The 18,365-nt window shown below is 61.4% G+C and carries 19 protein-coding genes and 1 other RNA gene; 10 read left to right on the top strand and 10 right to left on the bottom strand.

Annotated elements, in window-relative coordinates; genetic code table 11:
* Nucleotides 1–24 precede the first annotated feature (24 nt).
* On the top strand, nt 25–339 hold the full coding sequence (locus EXW71_RS14425; protein ID WP_123716453.1) for a DUF2388 domain-containing protein: 315 nt from the start codon (nt 25–27) through the stop codon (nt 337–339).
* 163 nt (nt 340–502) lie between these two features.
* Nucleotides 503–1,642, top strand: coding sequence for a DegT/DnrJ/EryC1/StrS aminotransferase family protein (locus EXW71_RS14420; RefSeq protein ID WP_134659314.1), 1,140 nt, complete (start codon nt 503–505; stop codon nt 1,640–1,642).
* Nucleotides 1,643–1,685: 43 nt separating this feature from the next.
* On the opposite strand, the gene gcvH is transcribed toward EXW71_RS14420, so the two are convergent.
* The 8 genes from gcvH to EXW71_RS14380 form a co-directional block, all read right to left on the bottom strand.
* On the bottom strand, nt 1,686–2,069 hold the full coding sequence (gene gcvH, locus EXW71_RS14415; protein ID WP_134659316.1) for a glycine cleavage system protein GcvH: 384 nt from the start codon (nt 2,067–2,069) through the stop codon (nt 1,686–1,688).
* A 53-nt stretch (nt 2,070–2,122) separates the two neighbouring features.
* Nucleotides 2,123–3,205, bottom strand: coding sequence for a glycine cleavage system aminomethyltransferase GcvT (gene gcvT / locus EXW71_RS14410; protein ID WP_123716456.1), 1,083 nt, complete (start codon nt 3,203–3,205; stop codon nt 2,123–2,125).
* Between the two features lie 156 nt (nt 3,206–3,361).
* Nucleotides 3,362–4,978, bottom strand: coding sequence for an iron ABC transporter permease (locus EXW71_RS14405; protein WP_134659318.1), 1,617 nt, complete (start codon nt 4,976–4,978; stop codon nt 3,362–3,364).
* Nucleotides 4,979–5,131: 153 nt separating this feature from the next.
* On the bottom strand, nt 5,132–6,136 hold the full coding sequence (locus tag EXW71_RS14400) for an extracellular solute-binding protein (RefSeq protein ID WP_123716458.1): 1,005 nt from the start codon (nt 6,134–6,136) through the stop codon (nt 5,132–5,134).
* 95 nt (nt 6,137–6,231) lie between these two features.
* A complete protein-coding gene (locus EXW71_RS14395; protein WP_167659687.1) occupies nt 6,232–7,449 on the bottom strand; it encodes a 2-octaprenyl-3-methyl-6-methoxy-1,4-benzoquinol hydroxylase in 1,218 nt (405 codons plus the stop codon).
* Nucleotides 7,450–7,504: 55 nt separating this feature from the next.
* Nucleotides 7,505–8,692, bottom strand: coding sequence for a 2-octaprenyl-6-methoxyphenyl hydroxylase (ubiH, locus tag EXW71_RS14390; RefSeq protein WP_134659322.1), 1,188 nt, complete (start codon nt 8,690–8,692; stop codon nt 7,505–7,507).
* Nucleotides 8,689–10,011, bottom strand: a complete 1,323-nt coding sequence (pepP, locus tag EXW71_RS14385; RefSeq protein ID WP_134659324.1) for a Xaa-Pro aminopeptidase — start codon at nt 10,009–10,011, stop codon at nt 8,689–8,691. Before pepP ends, ubiH begins: the two co-directional genes overlap by 4 nt.
* 20 nt (nt 10,012–10,031) lie before the next feature.
* Complete coding sequence (locus EXW71_RS14380) at nt 10,032–10,589, bottom strand: YecA family protein (RefSeq protein WP_123716462.1); 558 nt, start codon at nt 10,587–10,589, stop codon at nt 10,032–10,034.
* A 138-nt stretch (nt 10,590–10,727) separates the two neighbouring features.
* On the opposite strand from EXW71_RS14380, the gene EXW71_RS14375 reads away from it, so the two are divergent.
* The 4 genes from EXW71_RS14375 (at nt 10,728) to EXW71_RS14360 (ending at nt 12,149) form a co-directional block, all read left to right on the top strand.
* Complete coding sequence (locus EXW71_RS14375; protein WP_003177365.1) at nt 10,728–10,937, top strand: TIGR02449 family protein; 210 nt, start codon at nt 10,728–10,730, stop codon at nt 10,935–10,937.
* Nucleotides 10,934–11,251, top strand: coding sequence for a cell division protein ZapA (locus EXW71_RS14370; protein WP_003176812.1), 318 nt, complete (start codon nt 10,934–10,936; stop codon nt 11,249–11,251). The genes EXW71_RS14375 and EXW71_RS14370 overlap by 4 nt, the downstream gene beginning before the upstream one ends.
* 30 nt (nt 11,252–11,281) lie before the next feature.
* Nucleotides 11,282–11,460, top strand: a non-coding RNA gene (gene ssrS, locus EXW71_RS14365) — 6S RNA.
* Between the two features lie 59 nt (nt 11,461–11,519).
* Nucleotides 11,520–12,149 (top strand): 5-formyltetrahydrofolate cyclo-ligase, encoded by a 630-nt coding sequence (locus EXW71_RS14360; protein ID WP_134659326.1) that lies wholly within the window; start codon nt 11,520–11,522, stop codon nt 12,147–12,149.
* 9 nt (nt 12,150–12,158) lie between these two features.
* Here EXW71_RS14360 and EXW71_RS28790 read toward each other — a convergent pair whose 3' ends face one another.
* On the bottom strand, nt 12,159–12,350 hold the full coding sequence (locus tag EXW71_RS28790) for a hypothetical protein (protein ID WP_134659328.1): 192 nt from the start codon (nt 12,348–12,350) through the stop codon (nt 12,159–12,161).
* 147 nt (nt 12,351–12,497) lie between these two features.
* On the opposite strand from EXW71_RS28790, the gene EXW71_RS14355 reads away from it, so the two are divergent.
* From EXW71_RS14355 to EXW71_RS14340, 4 genes are all read left to right on the top strand, one after another.
* Nucleotides 12,498–12,947 (top strand): EVE domain-containing protein, encoded by a 450-nt coding sequence (locus EXW71_RS14355; RefSeq protein WP_134659330.1) that lies wholly within the window; start codon nt 12,498–12,500, stop codon nt 12,945–12,947.
* A 69-nt stretch (nt 12,948–13,016) separates the two neighbouring features.
* Nucleotides 13,017–13,982: an HlyD family secretion protein gene (locus tag EXW71_RS14350; RefSeq protein WP_134659332.1), complete on the top strand. Its 966-nt coding sequence runs from the start codon at nt 13,017–13,019 to the stop codon at nt 13,980–13,982.
* Nucleotides 13,979–16,696, top strand: a complete 2,718-nt coding sequence (rbbA, locus tag EXW71_RS14345) for a ribosome-associated ATPase/putative transporter RbbA (protein ID WP_134659334.1) — start codon at nt 13,979–13,981, stop codon at nt 16,694–16,696. Before EXW71_RS14350 ends, rbbA begins: the two co-directional genes overlap by 4 nt.
* The gene (locus EXW71_RS14340; RefSeq protein WP_134659336.1) at nt 16,696–17,814 is read left to right on the top strand and encodes an ABC transporter permease; all 1,119 of its coding nucleotides are present in this window, start codon (nt 16,696–16,698) and stop codon (nt 17,812–17,814) included. The genes rbbA and EXW71_RS14340 overlap by 1 nt, the downstream gene beginning before the upstream one ends.
* A 98-nt stretch (nt 17,815–17,912) precedes the next feature.
* Here EXW71_RS14340 and EXW71_RS14335 read toward each other — a convergent pair whose 3' ends face one another.
* Nucleotides 17,913–18,320: a flagellar basal body-associated protein FliL gene (locus EXW71_RS14335; protein WP_123716468.1), complete on the bottom strand. Its 408-nt coding sequence runs from the start codon at nt 18,318–18,320 to the stop codon at nt 17,913–17,915.
* Nucleotides 18,321–18,365: the final 45 nt, after the last annotated feature.

Genomic DNA, 18,365 nt, shown 5'->3' with positions numbered 1-18,365 from the left:
ATAACCCACCCGGAGTCACCCATCATGCGTCTTAAATATGCTGTCGCAACCCTCGCCGTGCTTTCTCTTCCTGTCGGCTCAGCCATGGCCGACAGCTTCTGGCGCAACGTCATCTCATCGGGCGCTACCACCGGCTCGACGTACCTGACCTTCAAAGACCACAAGATGGTCGTTGCTGCTCAAGACGACGCCGGCAGCTTCGTCGCCAGCGACGGTGGTATCCGCGGCCCATACCTGGAAGCCGCCATGCAAAAAGTCCGTGCCGACAACCCTGGCCTGAAGGCTACCGACATGGAACTGGCCAATGCGATCCTGGCGAAGAATGCCATTGCCGAGTAATAGCACTGCCTGAAAAAATGCCGCTTTTTGAAGCGGCATTTTTTTGTCCGTATCATGACGATTCATTCACGCGTGACAGGCTATATTCAGTCAAACCGTGCAACCATGCGGTACTGATACGTCTATTACTCATCGCCTACCTGAAACGGATGCCTTCTTCGTCATGAGCCAACAGCCTTTCCTGCCGTTTTCCAAACCTACCATTGATGAAGCCACCATCGCGGCAGTCGGCGATGTACTGCGCTCCGGCTGGATCACCAGCGGGCCGAAGGTGCAGGCATTCGAGGCTCAGTTATCGGAATACTTCGGTGGCCGCCCGGTGCGCACGTTCAACTCGGGGACCTGCACCATGGAGATCGCCTTGCGCATCGCCGGTATCGGTGCCGGCGATGAAGTCATCACCACCCCGATCTCCTGGGTCGCCACAGCCAACGTGATCCTGGAAGTAGGCGCCACGCCGGTGTTTGCCGATATCGACCCGGTCACCCGCAATATCGACCTGGCCCAGGTAGAAGCAGCCATTACACCGCGCACCAAGGCAATCATTCCGGTGTACCTGGCTGGCTTGCCCCTGGACATGCCAATGCTTTATGCGCTGGCGAACAAGTACAACCTGCGCATCATCGAAGACGCCGCCCAGGCGCTGGGCTCCAGCTGGGACGGCGAGCGCATCGGCGCTACCGGTGACTTCGTGTCGTTCAGCTTCCAGGCCAACAAAAACATCACCTCTTCTGAAGGCGGTTGCCTGGTATTAAACAACGCCGAGGAAGCGCGTCTGGCGGAGAAATATCGCCTGCAGGGCGTGACCCGCACGGGTTTCGACGGCCTGGATGTGGATGTGTTGGGTGGCAAGTTCAATATGACCGATATCGCCGCCGCCATCGGCCTGGGGCAATTCGCTCATATCGAGAAGATCACCGCACATCGCCAGAACCTGGCACGGCACTACCTCAAATGCTTCGGCAGTGACTTCGAAGAAAAATACGGCGCGCAACTGCCGCCAGCCGATTTCGAAAACAGTAACTGGCACCTGTTCCAACTGGTACTGCCTGAACGTCAGGATGGCCTGCCGGCGCGCGCGACATTCATGGAGCAAATGCAGGCCCACGGCGTCGGCATTGGCTACCACTACCCGCCGATCCACCTGCTGAGCCTGTATCGGGCACAGGGGTTCAAGGAAGGCATGTTCCCGGTAGCCGAGCGTGTTGGGCGTTTGATCGTGTCGTTGCCGATGTTCACGGCGATGACTGAGGCGGACGTAGAGCGGTCGGTAGCCGCTGTAAAAGCGGTATTGCAGCGCTGAAGGCAAGTTGCTGGAGCCGGATTGCCCGGCTCCAGCGTCAGCATCACTCGCCGATGGCGGCTTTGTAGCCAGCAGCATCCAGCAGTTTTTCCAGATCAGCCGGGTTGCTTGGCTTGAGCTTGAAGATCCAGGCACCGTACGGATCGGTGTTCAAGCGTTCTGGTTCAGTGCTCAGTTCTTCGTTCACCGCGATCACCTCGCCAGCAATCGGCGAGTAGATATCCGAAGCCGCTTTCACCGATTCAACCACACCCGCCTGAGCCTCTGCGGCAAACACGTTGCCAACTTCAGTCAGCTCAACGAACACCACATCACCCAGAGCTTCCTGAGCATGGTCGGAGATCCCGACGGTCACCGTGCCGTCCGATTCCAGACGGGCCCATTCGTGACTTTCGGCAAAACGCAGTTCGGCAGGGATATCGCTCATAGTCTGTGTCCTCAAGAAGAAATGTCAGCGGCCTTCGGCCTGCCGGAAATAGGTTAGATCAAGGTTTTGCCATGGCGCACGAAGGTCGGCTTGACCACTCGAACCGGGTACCACTTGCCGCGGATTTCCACTTCGGCCCGATCGGCGGTGGCCGTCGGTACACGCGCCAAGGCAATGGATTTGCTCAGCGTAGGAGAGAAACTACCACTGGTGATCTCTCCTTCGCCAACATTGGCGATACGAACCACTTGATGAGCGCGCAAAACCCCGCGTTCCTCCAGCACCAGCCCGACCAATTTGAACTGCACACCTGCGGCTTTTTCCGCCTCCAGTGCAGCGCGGCCGATGAAGTTGCGTTCGGCAGGCTCCCAGGCAATGCTCCAGCCCATATTGGCCACGAGCGGTGAAACGCCCAGGTGAATATCCTGGCCATACAGGTTCATACCGGCTTCCAGGCGCAGCGTATCGCGGGCCCCAAGGCCGATGGGTGAGATGCCGGCGCCCACCAGGTCGTTGAAAAAGCCCGGCGCCTGATCGGCGGGCAGGACAATTTCCAGACCGTCTTCGCCGGTATAACCCGTGCGGGCAATAAACCAGTCGCCGTCGGCCTGCCCCTCAAAGGGCTTGAGCTGGTGGATCAAGGTGCTGCGCGACTGGGTAACCAGTTCGGCGATTTTCTGCCGGGCATGCGGGCCTTGAATAGCCAGCATGGCCAACTCGGACCGCTCCTGCAGTTGCACTGAAAAACTGCCCAGCTGTGCCCGTATCCAGGCCATGTCCTGGTCACGGGTGGCGGCGTTGAACACCAGCCGATAACCGGTTTCGGTGCGGTAGACGATCATATCGTCGACCACGCCGCCCTGCTCGTTGAGCATCGCGCTGTACAACGCACGGCCGCAGCCATGCAAACGATCCACATCATTGGCCAGCAGATACTGCAGCCATTCCTTGGCCTGTAGGCCTGTGACATCGATCACGGTCATATGGGATACATCGAACACCCCGCAGTCGCGTCGCACCTGATGGTGTTCTTCAACTTGCGAACCGTAATGCAGGGGCATATCCCAACCGCCAAAATCGACCATTTTCGCGCCGAGGGCGAGATGCAGGTCATACAGAGGCGTACGCTGTCCCATGGGTTTCTCCTTCCGGGCTTGGCGAAGGTGCGCGGAGCAGCTGTTCGCGCCTGAAGCCTCGAATTACAAGGCCTGCAGCCACGTCCAGCGACCCGCTCCGAAAGACGAAGCGCACCGAATGCCGCGCATTGTAGCTGCAAGCCGTAGCACTGACACCTAACCGATTTGCCGTGCAGACCTGCGAATCAACCCAATGACCGGCAACAAGCCAACCAATACCAGTGTCAGCGCCGGCAAAGAGGCCCGTGCCCACTCGCCTTCACTGGTCATTTCAAAGATACGCACCGCCAAGGTGTCCCAGCCGAACGGGCGCATCAGCAGGGTAGCGGGCATTTCCTTGAGGACATCCACGAACACCAGCAGCGCCGCGCTCAACGCTCCAGGAAGCAATAACGGCAGATACACTTTGCAAAACAGTCGCGGGCCACTGACACCGAGGCTGCGTGCCGCTTCCGGCAACGATGGGCGGATTCGCGCCAGGCTGCTGTCCAACGGACCGTAGGCCACCGCCAGAAAACGCACCAGATACGCCAGCACCAATGCCAACAAGCTGCCCAGCAACAATGGCTTGCCCGCCCCCCCCAACCAGCCCGACAGCGGCACCACCAGCTCGCGGTCCAGATAACTGAACGCCAGCATGATCGACACTGCCAGCACCGAGCCCGGCAAGGCATAGCCGACATTGGCCAGGCTGATGCCGGAGCGAATCGTTCGTGTCGGTGCCAGCCGGTTGGCGAAGGCCAATATCAACGCCACGCTGACCGTAATCAGCGCTGCAGTGCCCCCCAGGTAAAGGGTGTGAACAATCAGCCCGGCGTAGCGTTCATCCAGGTCGAAGCGGCCTCGCTGCCAGAACCAGGCAATCAGTTGCAGCATCGGGATCACAAACGCGCAAGCGAACACCAGCACGCACCAGCCGCTGGCCGCCACGGCCTTGAATCCGTGCAGGTGATACAGCGCCTTGCCCCGCGGCCGCTCGTTGCTCGGTCGACTCGCACCCCGGGCGCGCCGTTCGCCATACAGCACCACCATGACGACCAGCAGCAACAAGCTGGCAAGCTGCGCCGCGCCGGACAGGCTGAAGAAACCGTACCAGGTCTTGTAGATCGCTGTGGTGAAGGTGTCGAAATTGAACACCGACACCGCGCCGAAATCCGCCAGGGTCTCCATCAGTGCCAAGGCGACACCCGCACCAATCGCAGGCCTGGCCATGGGCAACGCCACACGCCAGAACGCTTGCCACGGCGACTGCCCCAGCACACGCGCCGCTTCCATCAGGCCTTTGCCCTGGGCGAGAAACGCGGTGCGCGCCAGCAGGTACACATACGGGTAGAACACCAGCACCAACACGATAATCACGCCGCTGGTGGAGCGTACGCGTGGCAGGCGCAACCCCGCACCAAACCACTCGCGCAGTAGGGTTTGCACCGGGCCTGCGAAGTCCAGCAGGCCAACAAACACAAAGGCCAGCACGTAGGCCGGAATCGCAAAGGGCAGCATCAGCGCCCAGTCGAGCCAGCGCCGCCCGGGAAACTCACACAGACTGGTCAACCACGCCAGGCTGACACCCAGCAGCGTCACGCCGGCACCCACGCCCAACACCAGGGTCAAGGTGTTGCCCAACAGGCGTGGCATCTGGGTCTGCCAGAGGTGAGACCAAATCTGCGGATCGATGCTTTGCCAGGACAATAGCAGCACGCTCAGTGGCAGCAGCACCAGGGCGGCGACGGTGAAGACCGGCAGGTACCAGCGGCGTTGGGCGGGATGGGCCAAAGTCAGTTCTCAATCAATGAATAGCTTGAAATCATTTCAATCCAATGTGGAAAGGGGCTTGCTCCCGATCGCGAAGTCCCAGCCCACCTATCAGGGGCTGATCCATCGCCATCGGGGGCAAGCCCCTTCGCGCAGTTGGAACTGCAGCGCGGCTTAGTTCCAGCCGGCGCGATCCATCAGCCGAATGGCCTCGGCCTGACGCTTGCCCGCCACTTCCACCGGCAGGGTATCCGCCACGAACTTGCCCCAGGTCGCCACCTCGGCCGAAGGTGGCACCGCCGGGTTGGCCGGGAACTCCTGGTTCACGTCAGCAAAGATCTTCTGCGCCTCAGGCGTGGTCATCCACTCCACCAGCGCCTTGGCCGCTTCCGGGTGGGGCGCGTGCTTAGTCAGGCCGATACCCGACAGGTTCACATGCACGCCACGGTCACCCTGGTTCGGCCAGAACAGTTTCACCGCCAGGTTCGGGTTCTGCTGGTGCAAGCGGCCGTAGTAGTAGGTGTTGACGATACCCACGTCGCACTGCCCGGCGTTGATGGCTTCGAGCACTGCGATGTCATCGGAGAACACGTCGGTGGACAGGTTATTGACCCAGCCCTTGACGATTTCTTCGGTCTTGGCCGCGCCATGGGTTTCGATCAATGTGGCGGTCAGCGACTGGTTGTAGACCTTCTTCGCCGTGCGCAGGCACAGACGACCTTCCCATTGTTTGTCGGCGAGGGCTTCGTAGGTGGTCAGGTCGCCATTTTTTACTCGTTCGGTGGAATAGGCGATGGTCCGGGCGCGCAGGCTCAAGCCTGTCCAGGCATGGGCAGAGGAGCGGTATTGCAGAGGGATGTTCTTGCTGATCACCTCGGAGGTGAACGGCTGCAGGATGCCCATTTGTTCGGCCTGCCAGAGGTTACCGGCGTCAACGGTGAGCAACAGGTCGGCGGTGGCGTTTTCACCTTCGGCCTTGATGCGCTGCATCAACGGAGCTTCCTTGTCGGTGATGAACTTCACCTGAACGCCGGTCTTGCGGGTGTAGGCGTCGAACACCGGCTTGATCAGTTCGTCGATGCGCGAGGAGTAGACCACGACTTCGTCGGCGGCCTGCACGGTAGTGCTGCCGATGAGGGTGAGTGCCAAGGCAGTCAGGAGGCGCTTGGGTGCCAACATGGGTGCGGTCTCTCATTTGCAAAAAGAAGGCAAATGATAAGGACTCACATTTGGTAGCGCTCAGCGGAGGCGTTACCAGATGTTGCACAGCGGCCTCAGGGCCTGGCCAGCTCCGGCAGATCGCCACTCAAGCCCAGGGCCTGGCGCACAAACACCGCCTTGGCCTCGGGCATCTGATCGACCATTTTCAAGCCAGCATTACGCAGCCAGCGCAACGGCAGTTGATCAGCCTGGAACAAGCGCTCAAAGCCCTCCATTGCCGCCATCAACGCCAGGTTATGCGGCATGCGCCGACGCTCGTAACGACTCAGTACCTTCACATCCGCCAGGCGCTCACCGCGCTCGGTGGCCGACAGCAACACTTCGGCCAGCACCGCCGCATCGAGGAAGCCCAGGTTCACACCCTGCCCCGCCAACGGGTGGATCACATGGGCCGCGTCGCCGATCAATGCCAGGCCCTCGGCCACATAGCGCTTGGCATGACGCTGGCGCAACGGCACGCAGACACGTGGATCGGCGCTGAGCACCGTGCCGAGTCGCCCTTCAAAGGCGCGCTCCAGTTCACGGCAGAAGCGTTCATCATCCAACGCCATCAAGCGCTCGGACTCAGCCGGCGTGGTCGACCAGACGATCGAACACCAATCCTCCTGCCCATCACGCACCAAGGGCAGGAACGCCAGCGGCCCGGTATCGGTAAATCGCTGCCACGCCGTGCGCTGGTGCGATTGGCTGCTGCGCACGCTGGTGACAATGGCGTTATGCAGGTAATCCCATTCACGGGTGGCCGTGCCGGTCAGGCGACGCACGGCGGAGTTGGCGCCATCGGCGGCGATCACCAGCGGCGCACGCAACGTGCGGCCATCGGCCAGGGTCAGCAGCCAGTCATCACCGGAGCGACGCATCTGCTCCAGGCGCGCATTGGCCAACAGGCCCAGGTCGCAATCATGCAAGCGGTCGAGCAAGGCATCCTGAACCACGCGGTTCTCGACGATATGCCCGAGCACTTCGGCGTGCACACTGGCCGCCGAAAAGTGGATCTGCCCCGTGCCGCTGCCATCCCACACCTGCATCTCGCCGTACGGGCTGGCACGCCGCTCGACGATGCCCTCCCATACACCAAGCCGCTCAAGGATGCGCTGGCTGGCGGCCGACAAGGCGCTCACGCGAGGCTCGAAGGCGGCCTCGCACTCGAATGGCTTGACACTCAGCGGGCTGCCATCGAGCAGCAGCACCTGCAGGCCACTGCCCTGCAACGCCAGCGCCAGGGCGCTTCCGACCATTCCGGCCCCGACAATCAGCACATCTGCGCGCATGTCCATGCTTTAAGCCTTGTCTCGTGTGCGGCACAGGCCGCGAATAAGGAGTGGTTCAAACATCGGGACGCGTGCCCAGGCCCATGGCCTGACGGGCGAACCAGCGTTTGGCCGGTGGTAGCAAATCCAGTCCCAGCAGGCCCAGGTTGCGGCCCAAGGCCACCACCGACTGTGTACTGCCAAACAGGCGCGTGACCTGATCGGAGAAACCCACGGTCAGGTTCTGGTCCCGGCGCTGGCGCTCGCGATAGCGCTGCAAGGTCGCCAGGTCGCCCGGTACCGCCGGCCCGGCCAACAGCGCCTCGGCCAGGGCACTGGCATCGCGCAGGGACAGGTTGAACCCTTGCCCGGCAATCGGGTGCAGGCTGTGGGCAGCGTTACCGAGGATGACCAGGTGCGAGCGTACCTGCTCTTCGGCCTCCACCAGCGTCAGCGGGTACAGATGACGGGCGCCGACTTGCTTGAGGGTGCCCAGGCGGTAGCCGAACACGCCCTGCAGTTCGCTCAGGAAACTGCGCTCGTCGAGGTTCGCCAGGCGCTGGGCGTCCATGCCAAGGCGCGTCCAGACCAGTGCACAACGGTTGTCCGGCAGCGGCAGCAGGGCCATCGGGCCTTCATCGGTGAAGCGTTCGAAGGCCTCGCCGTTGTGGGCTTCGCTCGGGGTGATGTTGGCGATCAGGGCGCTCTGGTTATACGGACGGGTTTTGACGCCGATGCCCAGTTGCTCGCGCAAGCCGGAGCGGCCGCCGTCAGCCAGTACGGCCAGGTCGCACTCCAGTACGGTTTCATCGTTGAGCGTCAGGCGATAGCCGTCGGGCAACGGCTCCATGCGGGTGACTTCCGCAGGGCAGCGCCAGCTGATCACGTCTTTGTCCAGACCTTGCCACAGGCATTGGCCGAGCCAGGCGTTTTCCACCACGTAACCCAGGGCAGGTACGCCCTCCTCCATGGCGGACAACCGCGCAGTGGAGAAACGCCCCCGGTCCGACACATGAATCTGCTTGATCGGCTCGGCGCGGCGGGAAATTTCCTGCCACACGCCCAGGCGCTGATAAATCTGCCGGGCACCAAACGACAACGCCGATGAACGCGCGTCATAGCTCGGCTGGTAAGTGTCACCGGGCGCGAACGGCTCGATCAGCACGATCTTCCAGCCCAGCGCCTTGGCCCCGGCCTGCAAGGCCAGCGCCAGGCTGGCCCCCACCAGGCCGCCGCCGATAATGGCCAGGTTGACCCGGCTCATCGGGCAGCCGCCATCAATGCTTCAATGTCGGCGACCGTCTTGGGCACGCCGCCGGTCAGGATCTCACAGCCTTGCTTGGTCACTACCACGTCGTCCTCGATGCGTACGCCAATGCCACGCCACTTCTTTGCCACATTCTGGTTGTCCGGCGAGATATAAATCCCCGGTTCTACAGTCAACGCCATGCCGACTTCCAGCACACGCCATTCACCGCCCACCTTGTACTCGCCCACATCGTGCACATCCATGCCCAGCCAATGGCCGGCGCGATGCATGTAAAAAGCGCGGTAGGCTTCGCTGGCGATCAGTTCGTCGACGTCACCCTGCAACAACCCCAGCTTCACCAGCCCGGTGGTGATGACGCGCACCGTCGCCTCATGGGCCTGGTTCCAATGCTTGTTCGGCGCGATCTCGGCAAAGGCGGCTTCCTGGGAGGCCAGCACAATTTCGTAGATCGCCTTTTGCTCGGGCGAAAACCTGCCGTTGACCGGCCAGGTGCGGGTGATATCACTGGCATAGCAGTCGATCTCGCAACCGGCGTCGATCAGCACCAGGTCACCGTCCTTCAGCACTGCGTCATTCTGCTGATAATGCAGGATGCAGCTGTTACGCCCGGCGGCGACGATGGAGCCATAGGCCGGCATCTTGGCACCACCCTTGCGGAACTCGTAATCCAGCTCGGCTTCCAGGCTGAACTCATGCAAACCGGCGCGGCTGGCCTGCATCGCCCTCACGTGGGCCGCACAGGAGATACGCGCCGCTTCACGCATCACCTTCACTTCTGCCGCCGATTTATACAGGCGCATGTCGTGGAGCAGATGATCCAGGGCAACAAATTCGTTCGGCGGCTGGGCACCCAGGTGCGCTTTGGAGCGGATCACGTTGATCCACTCCATCACATGCCGGTCGAACTCGGCGTTGCTGCCCATGGCCGAATACACCCGGTCGCGGCCTTCGATGAGGCCGGGCAGGATGTCGTCGATATCGGTGATAGGGAAGGCATCGTCGGCGCCGAAGTCACGGATTGCGCCTTCGGTACCGGCACGCAGGCCGTCCCACAATTCGCGCTCGGCATTGCGCTCGCGACAAAACAGCACGTACTCGCCGTGCAGGCGGCCGGGCATCAGCACGATCACCGCTTCCGGCTCGGGAAAACCGCTCAGGTACTGGAAGTCGCTGTCCTGGCGGTATACGTGCTCGACATCACGGTTGCGGATCGCCACGGCCGCAGCCGGCAGGATCGCGATGCTGTTGGGTTCCATCTGCGCCATGAGCGCCTTGCGGCGTCGGGTGTATTCCGCTCTGGGGATATGGATCATGGGCAGATGGGCGTCCTTTCTTAATGCAGCGAAGGCTTGGGGGCAGCAGGCTCAGCGGACTTGCGGGTCTCGGTGAACAGTAGCAGCGGCGCGACACGCAGGTATTCCATCACCTCCATGTAGTCGCTTTCACCGTCTTCGGATTCTTCCAGGGCGTCTTGCACCTGGGAGATGGCCGCCAGGTCCTGCAGCACTTCCTTGGCGTCGGCGCTCAATTCCAGGCCGGCGGCGTTGACGCCAAAGCCATGGAGGAAGCCCTGGCACCATTGGCCCAGCGCTGCGGCGCGCTCGGTAAGTGGCGCGTCGTCGGTCGGCAGCAGCAGGACCACAGTGACATCGTCACCCGTCAGCTCGCCCTTGACCATTTCCTGCAGGCCGATCAGCGCGTTGCGCACGTTATCTTCTGGCTCTTTCTCGAGCAGCTCGGCCACATCGGCCAGCCAATTGTCCGCGTCAAAGCCGACACCAGTGCAGCTGCGACCTACCAGCACGCCGTGCAGTTCGGCAGGCGAGCAAGGATGGCCGCTGGTGCTCAGCAGTTTGGAGAAAGCGTCATACGGGGAGTTCTGAATAGGCATGGTGAGCTAGGCGCCAGACGGCGCAATGTCTAGAATGAAGCGCTGTATCCTAGCACCGGCAGACGTACCAAGACTATCGAGGGCGTCAGATCGTTTATCCTGAAGTTGCCATTCATCAGACAAATCCAGTGGAACCCAATGGAAGACACCGACCTGCAAGCGCTGATGGCCAGACTCGAACTACTCATTGATCGGGTCGAGCAACTTAAGAGTCAAAACGGACTCCTATTAGCTCAGGAAAAGACCTGGCGCGAGGAACGCGCTCACCTCATTGAAAAAAACGAAATCGCCCGGCGTAAGGTCGAATCGATGATTTCGCGCCTGAAGGCCCTGGAGCAAGACTCATGAGTTCAAGCAATAGCGTAACCGTGCAGATCCTCGACAAAGAATATTCGATCATCTGCCCCCAGGAAGAGCGCAACAACCTGGTAAGCGCCGCCCGCTACCTGGACGGCAAGATGCGTGAAATCCGCAGCAGCGGCAAAGTGATCGGTGCCGACCGCATCGCGGTGATGGCCGCGCTGAATATCACCCACGACTTGCTGCATAAGCAGGAACGGCCTGACGTGCAGGCCAGCGGGTCGACGCGCGAACAGGTGCGTGACCTGCTGGAACGTGTGGATCTGGTGCTTTCCAGCGATTCGGACGCACCCAAGGGCTGATTGACGCCTCGGTTTAAGGTATACTCGCCCCACTCCCTGGCGTGTTTGCCAGTCGGCGATGTCCCTGAGCCGATTCGCACTACCCTGGAAGTTGCACGTTGGGCTGGTGTGCATGTCCGCTAGACGGAAAGCCTTAAAGCCTACTGCTTCTTCCACCTTGAACTTTCGGGTTCAAGGGCTAAGTCGACAGCGGCTCTGTCGGGGAGCCTGAATTCCCAAACTCAATGCCAGTCTCAGGACTGGCATTGTTTTATGAGCCGAAAAAACCATGACCGAACCTGCGCCGCTCTCCCGTCCGCAACTTCGACGCATGTTGCGCAAGGCCCGCCGCGAGCTATCGCCGAGCGAGCAGCGCAAAGCCGCCCTTGGCGTGTATCGGCAACTGGCACAGCACCCGCTGTTTCGCCGGGCCAGACATATCTCCCTGTACCTGCCGACCGACGGTGAAATCGATCCACGCCTGCTGCTGCGCGCCGCTCAACGTCGGGGCAAGGCCACTTATCTGCCGGTGCTGAGCGCCTGGCCGCGTACCAAGATGGTGTTCCAGCGCGTGCGGCCCGGGGATAAGTTGTCACCCAACCGCTTTCGCATTCTTGAGCCACAGGTGAATGCCAACCGCCAGCGTCAGGTCTGGGCGCTGGATCTGGTGCTGTTACCCCTGGTGGGGTTCGATGATGCCGGCGGGCGCCTGGGCATGGGCGGTGGGTTTTATGATCGCAGCCTGGCTTACCTGTCACGCCGCCGGAGTTGGCGCAAGCCGACGCTGTTGGGGTTGGCCCACGAATGTCAGAAAGTCGAGCGCCTGGCACAGGCAAGCTGGGATGTGCCGCTGGCGGGCACCGTTACCGATAGGCAGTGGTATGTCGCAGAAACGCCGCTGCAGACAGCGGCGCCTTGAAAGGAAGGGTCAACGCTTGAACGGTTGCTGCTGAGCCAATTCAACCGGCGCATCGGTCTTGTTCGACCACAAGCTCTGGGCATACCCGGTGGTCACGACGCCCAGACCAAACAAAATAACCAAAATCCATAGTAAATCCGGTTTACGTTGCATCGATTGCCCCCCTTCAGGCACCTCGTACACGATGACAACAACGTTCAAAAGTAGTCCGTTGCAGCTGCGTCAAGCTTAAAATCCCGGCATTTTGCGTTAACGTGAACCAACACGCAAACCTTGACGCCAACCGACTGTCGGTTTGTCATGGAATTGCCTGACAACTTGCCCAATGCCTTTTCCAGGAGCTTAAAAATGGCCTATTGGCTGATGAAATCCGAGCCTGATGAACTCTCCATCAACGGTCTGGAAAAGCTGGGCGAAGCCCGCTGGGACGGGGTGCGTAACTATCAGGCGCGCAATTTCCTGAGAAGCATGGCCGTGGGCGATGAGTTTTTCTTCTACCACTCCAGTTGCCCGGAGCCAGGTATTGCCGGCATCGGCAAAATCACCGCAGCGGCCTATCCGGACCCGACTGCGCTGGAACCTGAAAGCCATTATTTCGACGCCAAGGCCACCGCAGAGAAAAACCCGTGGAGCGCGATCGATGTGGCCCACGTGAAAACCTTTCCCAAAGTGCTGGGCCTCGGCTATCTGAAACAACAAGCGGCCCTCGCCGAACTGCCGTTGGTGCAAAAAGGCAGTCGCCTTTCCGTGATGGCCGTCACGCCAGAGCAATGGGCCGCCGTGATCAATCTGCTTTAACTGACCGGCATCAAGCCCTCCTCAGGGCACACCGGTCAAACTAGGACGCTAATGCCGCAGGATGCAGCCATGTCAACGAACCACACCCTGTCCCGCCTATTTGCCATTGCACTGATAGCCCTGCTGATCGGGGCCGGTGGCTTCGGTTACTGGCGCTCCACCCAGGACCGCCTGCCTGCCGGTTTGAGCATGGGCAATGGCCGCCTGGAATCCACCGAAGTGCAGATCGCCGCGAAAATTCCCGGGCGCCTGGCCGAAGTCCGGGTGGACGAAGGCGACAAAGTGCTCAAAGGCCAACTGCTGGCGCGCATGGACACCCGCACCCTCGAGGCCCAACGCGCCCAGGCCGAAGCCGAAGTGCTGCGCGCCAAGGAAAACTTCGCGGCCGCCGAGGCCAACGTGCAACTGCGCCAAAGCGAGCAGCTGCTGGCCAACCAGGAGCTCAGGCGCACCCAGGAGCTGTACAAGCGAGGCTTTGCCAGCAGCCAGTTGATCGACCAGCAGCAGGCTCGCCAAAACACCGGCAATGCGGCGGTGATTGCCGCACAAGCCCAGGTCAATTCGGTGAAGGCCGCCATCGGCGCCGCCGAGGCTCAAGTCGCCCAGCTCACCAGCGAGATCGATGACAGCAGCCTGCGCGCGCCCATTGACGGAATTATTCAACTACGCCTGGCCGAACCCGGCGAAGTGCTGGGCGCGGGCGGGCGCGTGTTGTTACTGATCGATCCGAACGATCAGTACATGAACCTGTACCTGCCCGCCTCCGTCACCGGGCGCCTGACCGTCGGCAGTGAAGCACGCATCGTGCTTGACGCTCTCCCTCAGCAGCCACTTCCGGCAAAAATCAGCTTTGTGGCCGCCAAATCCCAGTTCACGCCCAAAGAGGTGGAGACCCGCGACGAGCGCCAGAAGCTGGTGTTCCGCGTCAAACTGCACCTGACCCAGCCCACCGCCGTGCCTCAAGCCAAACCGGGCATGCCCGGGGCTGGCTATGTGCGCACGGCTGATATCACCTGGCCGGCCAACCTGCAATGACCGGCCTGGCGCTGCGGGCCACAGGAATCAACCACCGCTACGGCAAGCAACAGGCACTGGTCAACATCGCCTTCAGCCTGCCGGCCGGCACTCGCTGTGGGCTGATCGGCCCGGATGGCGCGGGCAAGTCGAGCCTGCTGGGGTTGATCGCCGGCGTCAAGAAACTCCAGGAAGGCCAGCTGGACGTACTCGGCGGCTCCATCGCAGACCGCCGCCACCGTAACAGCCTGTACCCGCGCATCGCCTTCATGCCCCAGGGCCTGGGTGGCAACCTGTATCCCGAACTGTCCATCCGCGAAAACATCCGCTTCTTCGCCACACTGTTCGGCCTGTCCAAAGCCGATTGCGAACAGCGCATGCACAACCTGCTGCTGGCCACCGACCTTGCACGCTTCGCCGAGCGCCCGGCCGGTAAACTTTCCGGCGGCATGAAACAAAAGCTCGGCCTGTGTTGCGCGCTGATCCATGACCCGGACCTGTTGATCCTCGACGAACCCACGACCGGCGTCGACCCCCTGTCACGCCGGCGCTTCTGGGAGCTGGTCGAAACCGTACGTAGCGAACGCCCGCAACTGACGTTGCTGGTGGCCACGGCCTATATGGAAGAAGCCGAGCAGTTCGAACACTGTCTGATGCTCGATCGCGGCACGCTGATCGCCGATGGCCTGAGCCGCGAGCTCGCAGCCGCCACACCCAGCGGCAAACTGGATGACGCCTTTACCCACTTCCAGGGTGACGGCGCCCACGACAACCAGCCCCTGGTGATTCCACCGCGTTCAGCCGACAACGCAGCCATCGCCATCGAAGCCCACGATCTGACCCTGCGCTTCGGCGACTTCACCGCCGTCAATAAAGTCAGTTTCGCCATCGGTCGTGGCGAGATTTTCGGTTTCCTCGGCTCCAATGGCTGCGGCAAGACCAGCACCATGAAAGTGCTCACCGGGTTGATGCCGGCCACCGAAGGCAGCGCGACACTCCTGGGCAACCCGGTGAACGCCAAGGACTTGGCGACCCGCAAGCGCGTGGGGTTCATGTCGCAAAGCTTCTCGCTGTATGGCGAACTCAGCGTGCGGCAAAACCTGGTGCTTCATGCGCAATTGTTCGACTTGTCCAAGGCCGACAGCGGCCCACGCATTGATGAACTGGTGCAGCGCTTCGACCTGGGCGATGTGGCCGAGCAACCCTGCGGCGAGTTGCCCCTCGGGCTGCGCCAGCGTTTATCGTTGGCCGTGGCGGTGCTGCATCGCCCGGAAGTGCTGATCCTCGATGAACCCACCTCGGGCGTGGACCCGGCCGCACGGGATGATTTCTGGCGACTGCTGATCGAGTTGTCCCGGGAACAGGGCGTAACGATCTTCCTGTCCACCCACTTCATGAACGAAGCCCAGCGCTGCGACCGTATTTCCCTGATGCATGCGGGTAAAGTGCTGGCCTGTGACACACCGCAGGCACTGCAACAGCAGTTCCACGGCGAGACCCTCGAAGCGGCATTCGTCACCTGCCTGGAACAGGCCCAAGGTGAGCCCGAACCCCAAGCGCCCAGTGCAACCTTCAGCGAAGCCAGCGCACCGCCCGTCGGCAAGCGCGGCTTCAGCCTGGCCCGGCTACTGGCCGTGGCCACCCGCGAAGGTAAGGAACTGCTGCGCGACAAAGTGCGCATGGCCTTCGCCCTGCTCGGCGCGATGTTCATGATGGTGATCTTCGGTTATGGCATTTCCCTGGATGTGGAAAACCTCGCCTTCGCCGTCTACGACCAAGACCAAAGCCCACAAAGCCGCGCCTACCTGGAAGCCTTCCGCAGCTCGCGCTACTTCGCCGAACACGCGCCGATTCACGACGCCAACGAATTGCACCGACGCCTGCAACGTTCGGAAATCAAACTGGCTCTGGAGATCCCACCCGGTTTTGGCCGCGACCTCTATGCCGGGCGCCAGCCCACGGTGGCCGCATGGCTCGACGGCGGCATGCCGTTTCGCGCGGAAACCAGCCGCAATTATGTAGAAGCGGTGCACCAAGGTAATCTCCAACAGTTGGCCGAACTGAGCAGCCTGCCCCGCAGCAACCAGGCCGCAGCCAAGCTGGAAACGCGCTTTCGCTATAACCAGGACGTGGTCAGCGTGAATGCCATCGGCCCAGGGGTAATGGCACTGATTCTGGCGTTTATCCCGGCCATGCTCACCGCTCTGGGCATCGTGCGCGAAAAAGAGCTGGGCTCGATCACCAACTTCTATGCCACGCCCCTGACCCGCCTGGAGTTCCTGCTGGGCAAACAAGCACCGTACCTGGCCGTAAGCCTGGTCAACCTGGCGCTGCTGGTGGCGATGAACCGCTGGTTGTTCGGCGTACCCTTCAAGGGCAGCGGCGTGGCGCTGGCGTTCGGCGGTTTTCTGTATGTACTGGCCACCACCAGCATGGGGCTGCTGATTTCCGCATTCACTCGCACCCAGATTGCGGCGATCCTCGGCACCATGATCATCACCAGCCTGCCGACCATCCAGTTTTCCGGGTTGATCGTGCCGCGCTCATCCCTTGAAGGCGCGGCCGCGTTGATGGGCATGCTGTTCCCGGCGGGACACTTCCTGGACATCGCCGTCGGCACCTTCACCAAAGCCCTGGACCTGCGCCAGTTGTGGCCGCAGTGCGTGGCGCTGTTCGGGTTTTTCGTCGGGTTCACCGGGTTGAGCCTGTTCATGCTCAAGAAGCAGGAGGCCTGATGCACACATTCGCGCATATCCTGCGCCTGGGTATCAAGGAACTGACCAGCCTGCGCCACGACAGCGTGTTGCTGCTGTTTCTGTTCTATGCCTTCACCGTGGCCATCTACATGCCCGCCGCCGGCTCGGTGATCGGTGTACACAACGCCAGCGTCGCCATTGTAGATGAAGACCACAGCGCGCTCTCGCGGCAGATGGCCGAAGCGTTGCAGCCGCCCGAGTTCCAGTCACCCGTGCCGCTGGCCTACGATCAGTTGGACAAGGCCATGGACAGTGGCGCCTACACCTTCGTGATCAATGTGCCAGCCAACTTCCAGTCGGACCTGCTGGCCGGTCGCCAGCCGGGCATACAGGTGAACGTCGACGCCACGGCAATGAGCCAGGCATTCATGGGCGCTGGCTATATCGGCAGGATTTTCCAGCGCGAGTTGCAGCGCTACAGCGGCCAGGCCGATGCCGTCAGCAAGGCGCCGGCGCAACTGACAACGCGTGCATTGTTCAACACCAACCTGGAAGGTGGCTGGTTCCTGGCAGTGATCCAGATCGTCAACAACATCACCATCCTTGCCATCGTACTGACCGGCACCGCGCTGCTGCGTGAGCGCGAACACGGCACCCTCGACCACTTGCTGGTGCTGCCGCTGACCGCTCTGGAAATCATGCTGGCAAAAATCTGGAGCAACATGCTGGTGGTGGTGCTGTGTACTTGGCTGTCCGTGGAATGGGTGGTCAAAGGCCTGCTCGGCGTGCCGCTGGCCGGCTCCCTGAGCCTGTTCCTGCTGGTCACCGCGCTGTATCTGTTTGCCAGCACCGCCTTGGGGATTTTCCTCGCCACCCTCGCGCGCTCGACGCCACAATTCGGCTTGCTGGCGATCCCGGTGATCATTCCGATGCTGTTGCTGTCCGGCGGCAGTACGCCGCTGGACAGCATGCCCGAATGGTTGCAGTGGGTGATGCAGGGTTCACCGTCGACGCATTTTGTCAGCCTGAGCGCGGCGATTCTGTTCAGGGATGCGGGCGTGAATGTGGTGTGGCCGGATCTGTTGGCACTGGCGGGGATAGGGCTGGTGTTCTTTGCGGTGGCGCTGGCCAGGTTCCGTAAAAGCCTGGCTTCCTGAGGCGTCTGTACCGCCGTCATGGGGCAAGCGCCTCCCGCATTTGATCGGTTCACACCGTCAAGTCTGGGAGAGGTTTGCCCCGATAAGTCGCGCAGCGACTACTGAATGATCAGGTTATTGAACAACAGGTCTTCCACCACTGGCTTACCGGTTTCGTCGTTCATGACTTGCTGGGTTTGCTTCAAGGCTTCCTGGCGCAGTTTTTCCTTGCCTTCGACCGTGCTCATGGCTTCGCTGGTCTGCTGGGTGAACAACGCCACCAATTGGTTACGAATCAACGCGTCGTTGGCTTTGACCGCAGCGGCCGCTTCAGGTCCGGTCACGCGCAGGGCGATATCTGCCTTGAACACCTTGAGTTTCGCCGTGCCGTCCAGGCCGTAGTTGCCCACGAACGGGGGGGTCAAGCTGATATAGCTGACCTTCGGCGCCTCGCCTTCTTTGGCTTCTTCGGCCTGGGCAGCCATCGGCAAGGTCAGGGCCAACATCAACAAAATCCACGCTTTCACAGTTCAATCCTCACATTCGGTTGCCCGGTAGCATAACGCTAGCAA

The sequence above is a fragment of the Pseudomonas sp. BCA17 genome, assembly GCF_004519405.1.
Classification (GTDB): domain Bacteria; phylum Pseudomonadota; class Gammaproteobacteria; order Pseudomonadales; family Pseudomonadaceae; genus Aquipseudomonas.
The sequence above is the reverse complement of the archived record's forward strand: the minus strand, read 5'-3'. Positions and strand labels throughout refer to the sequence as shown.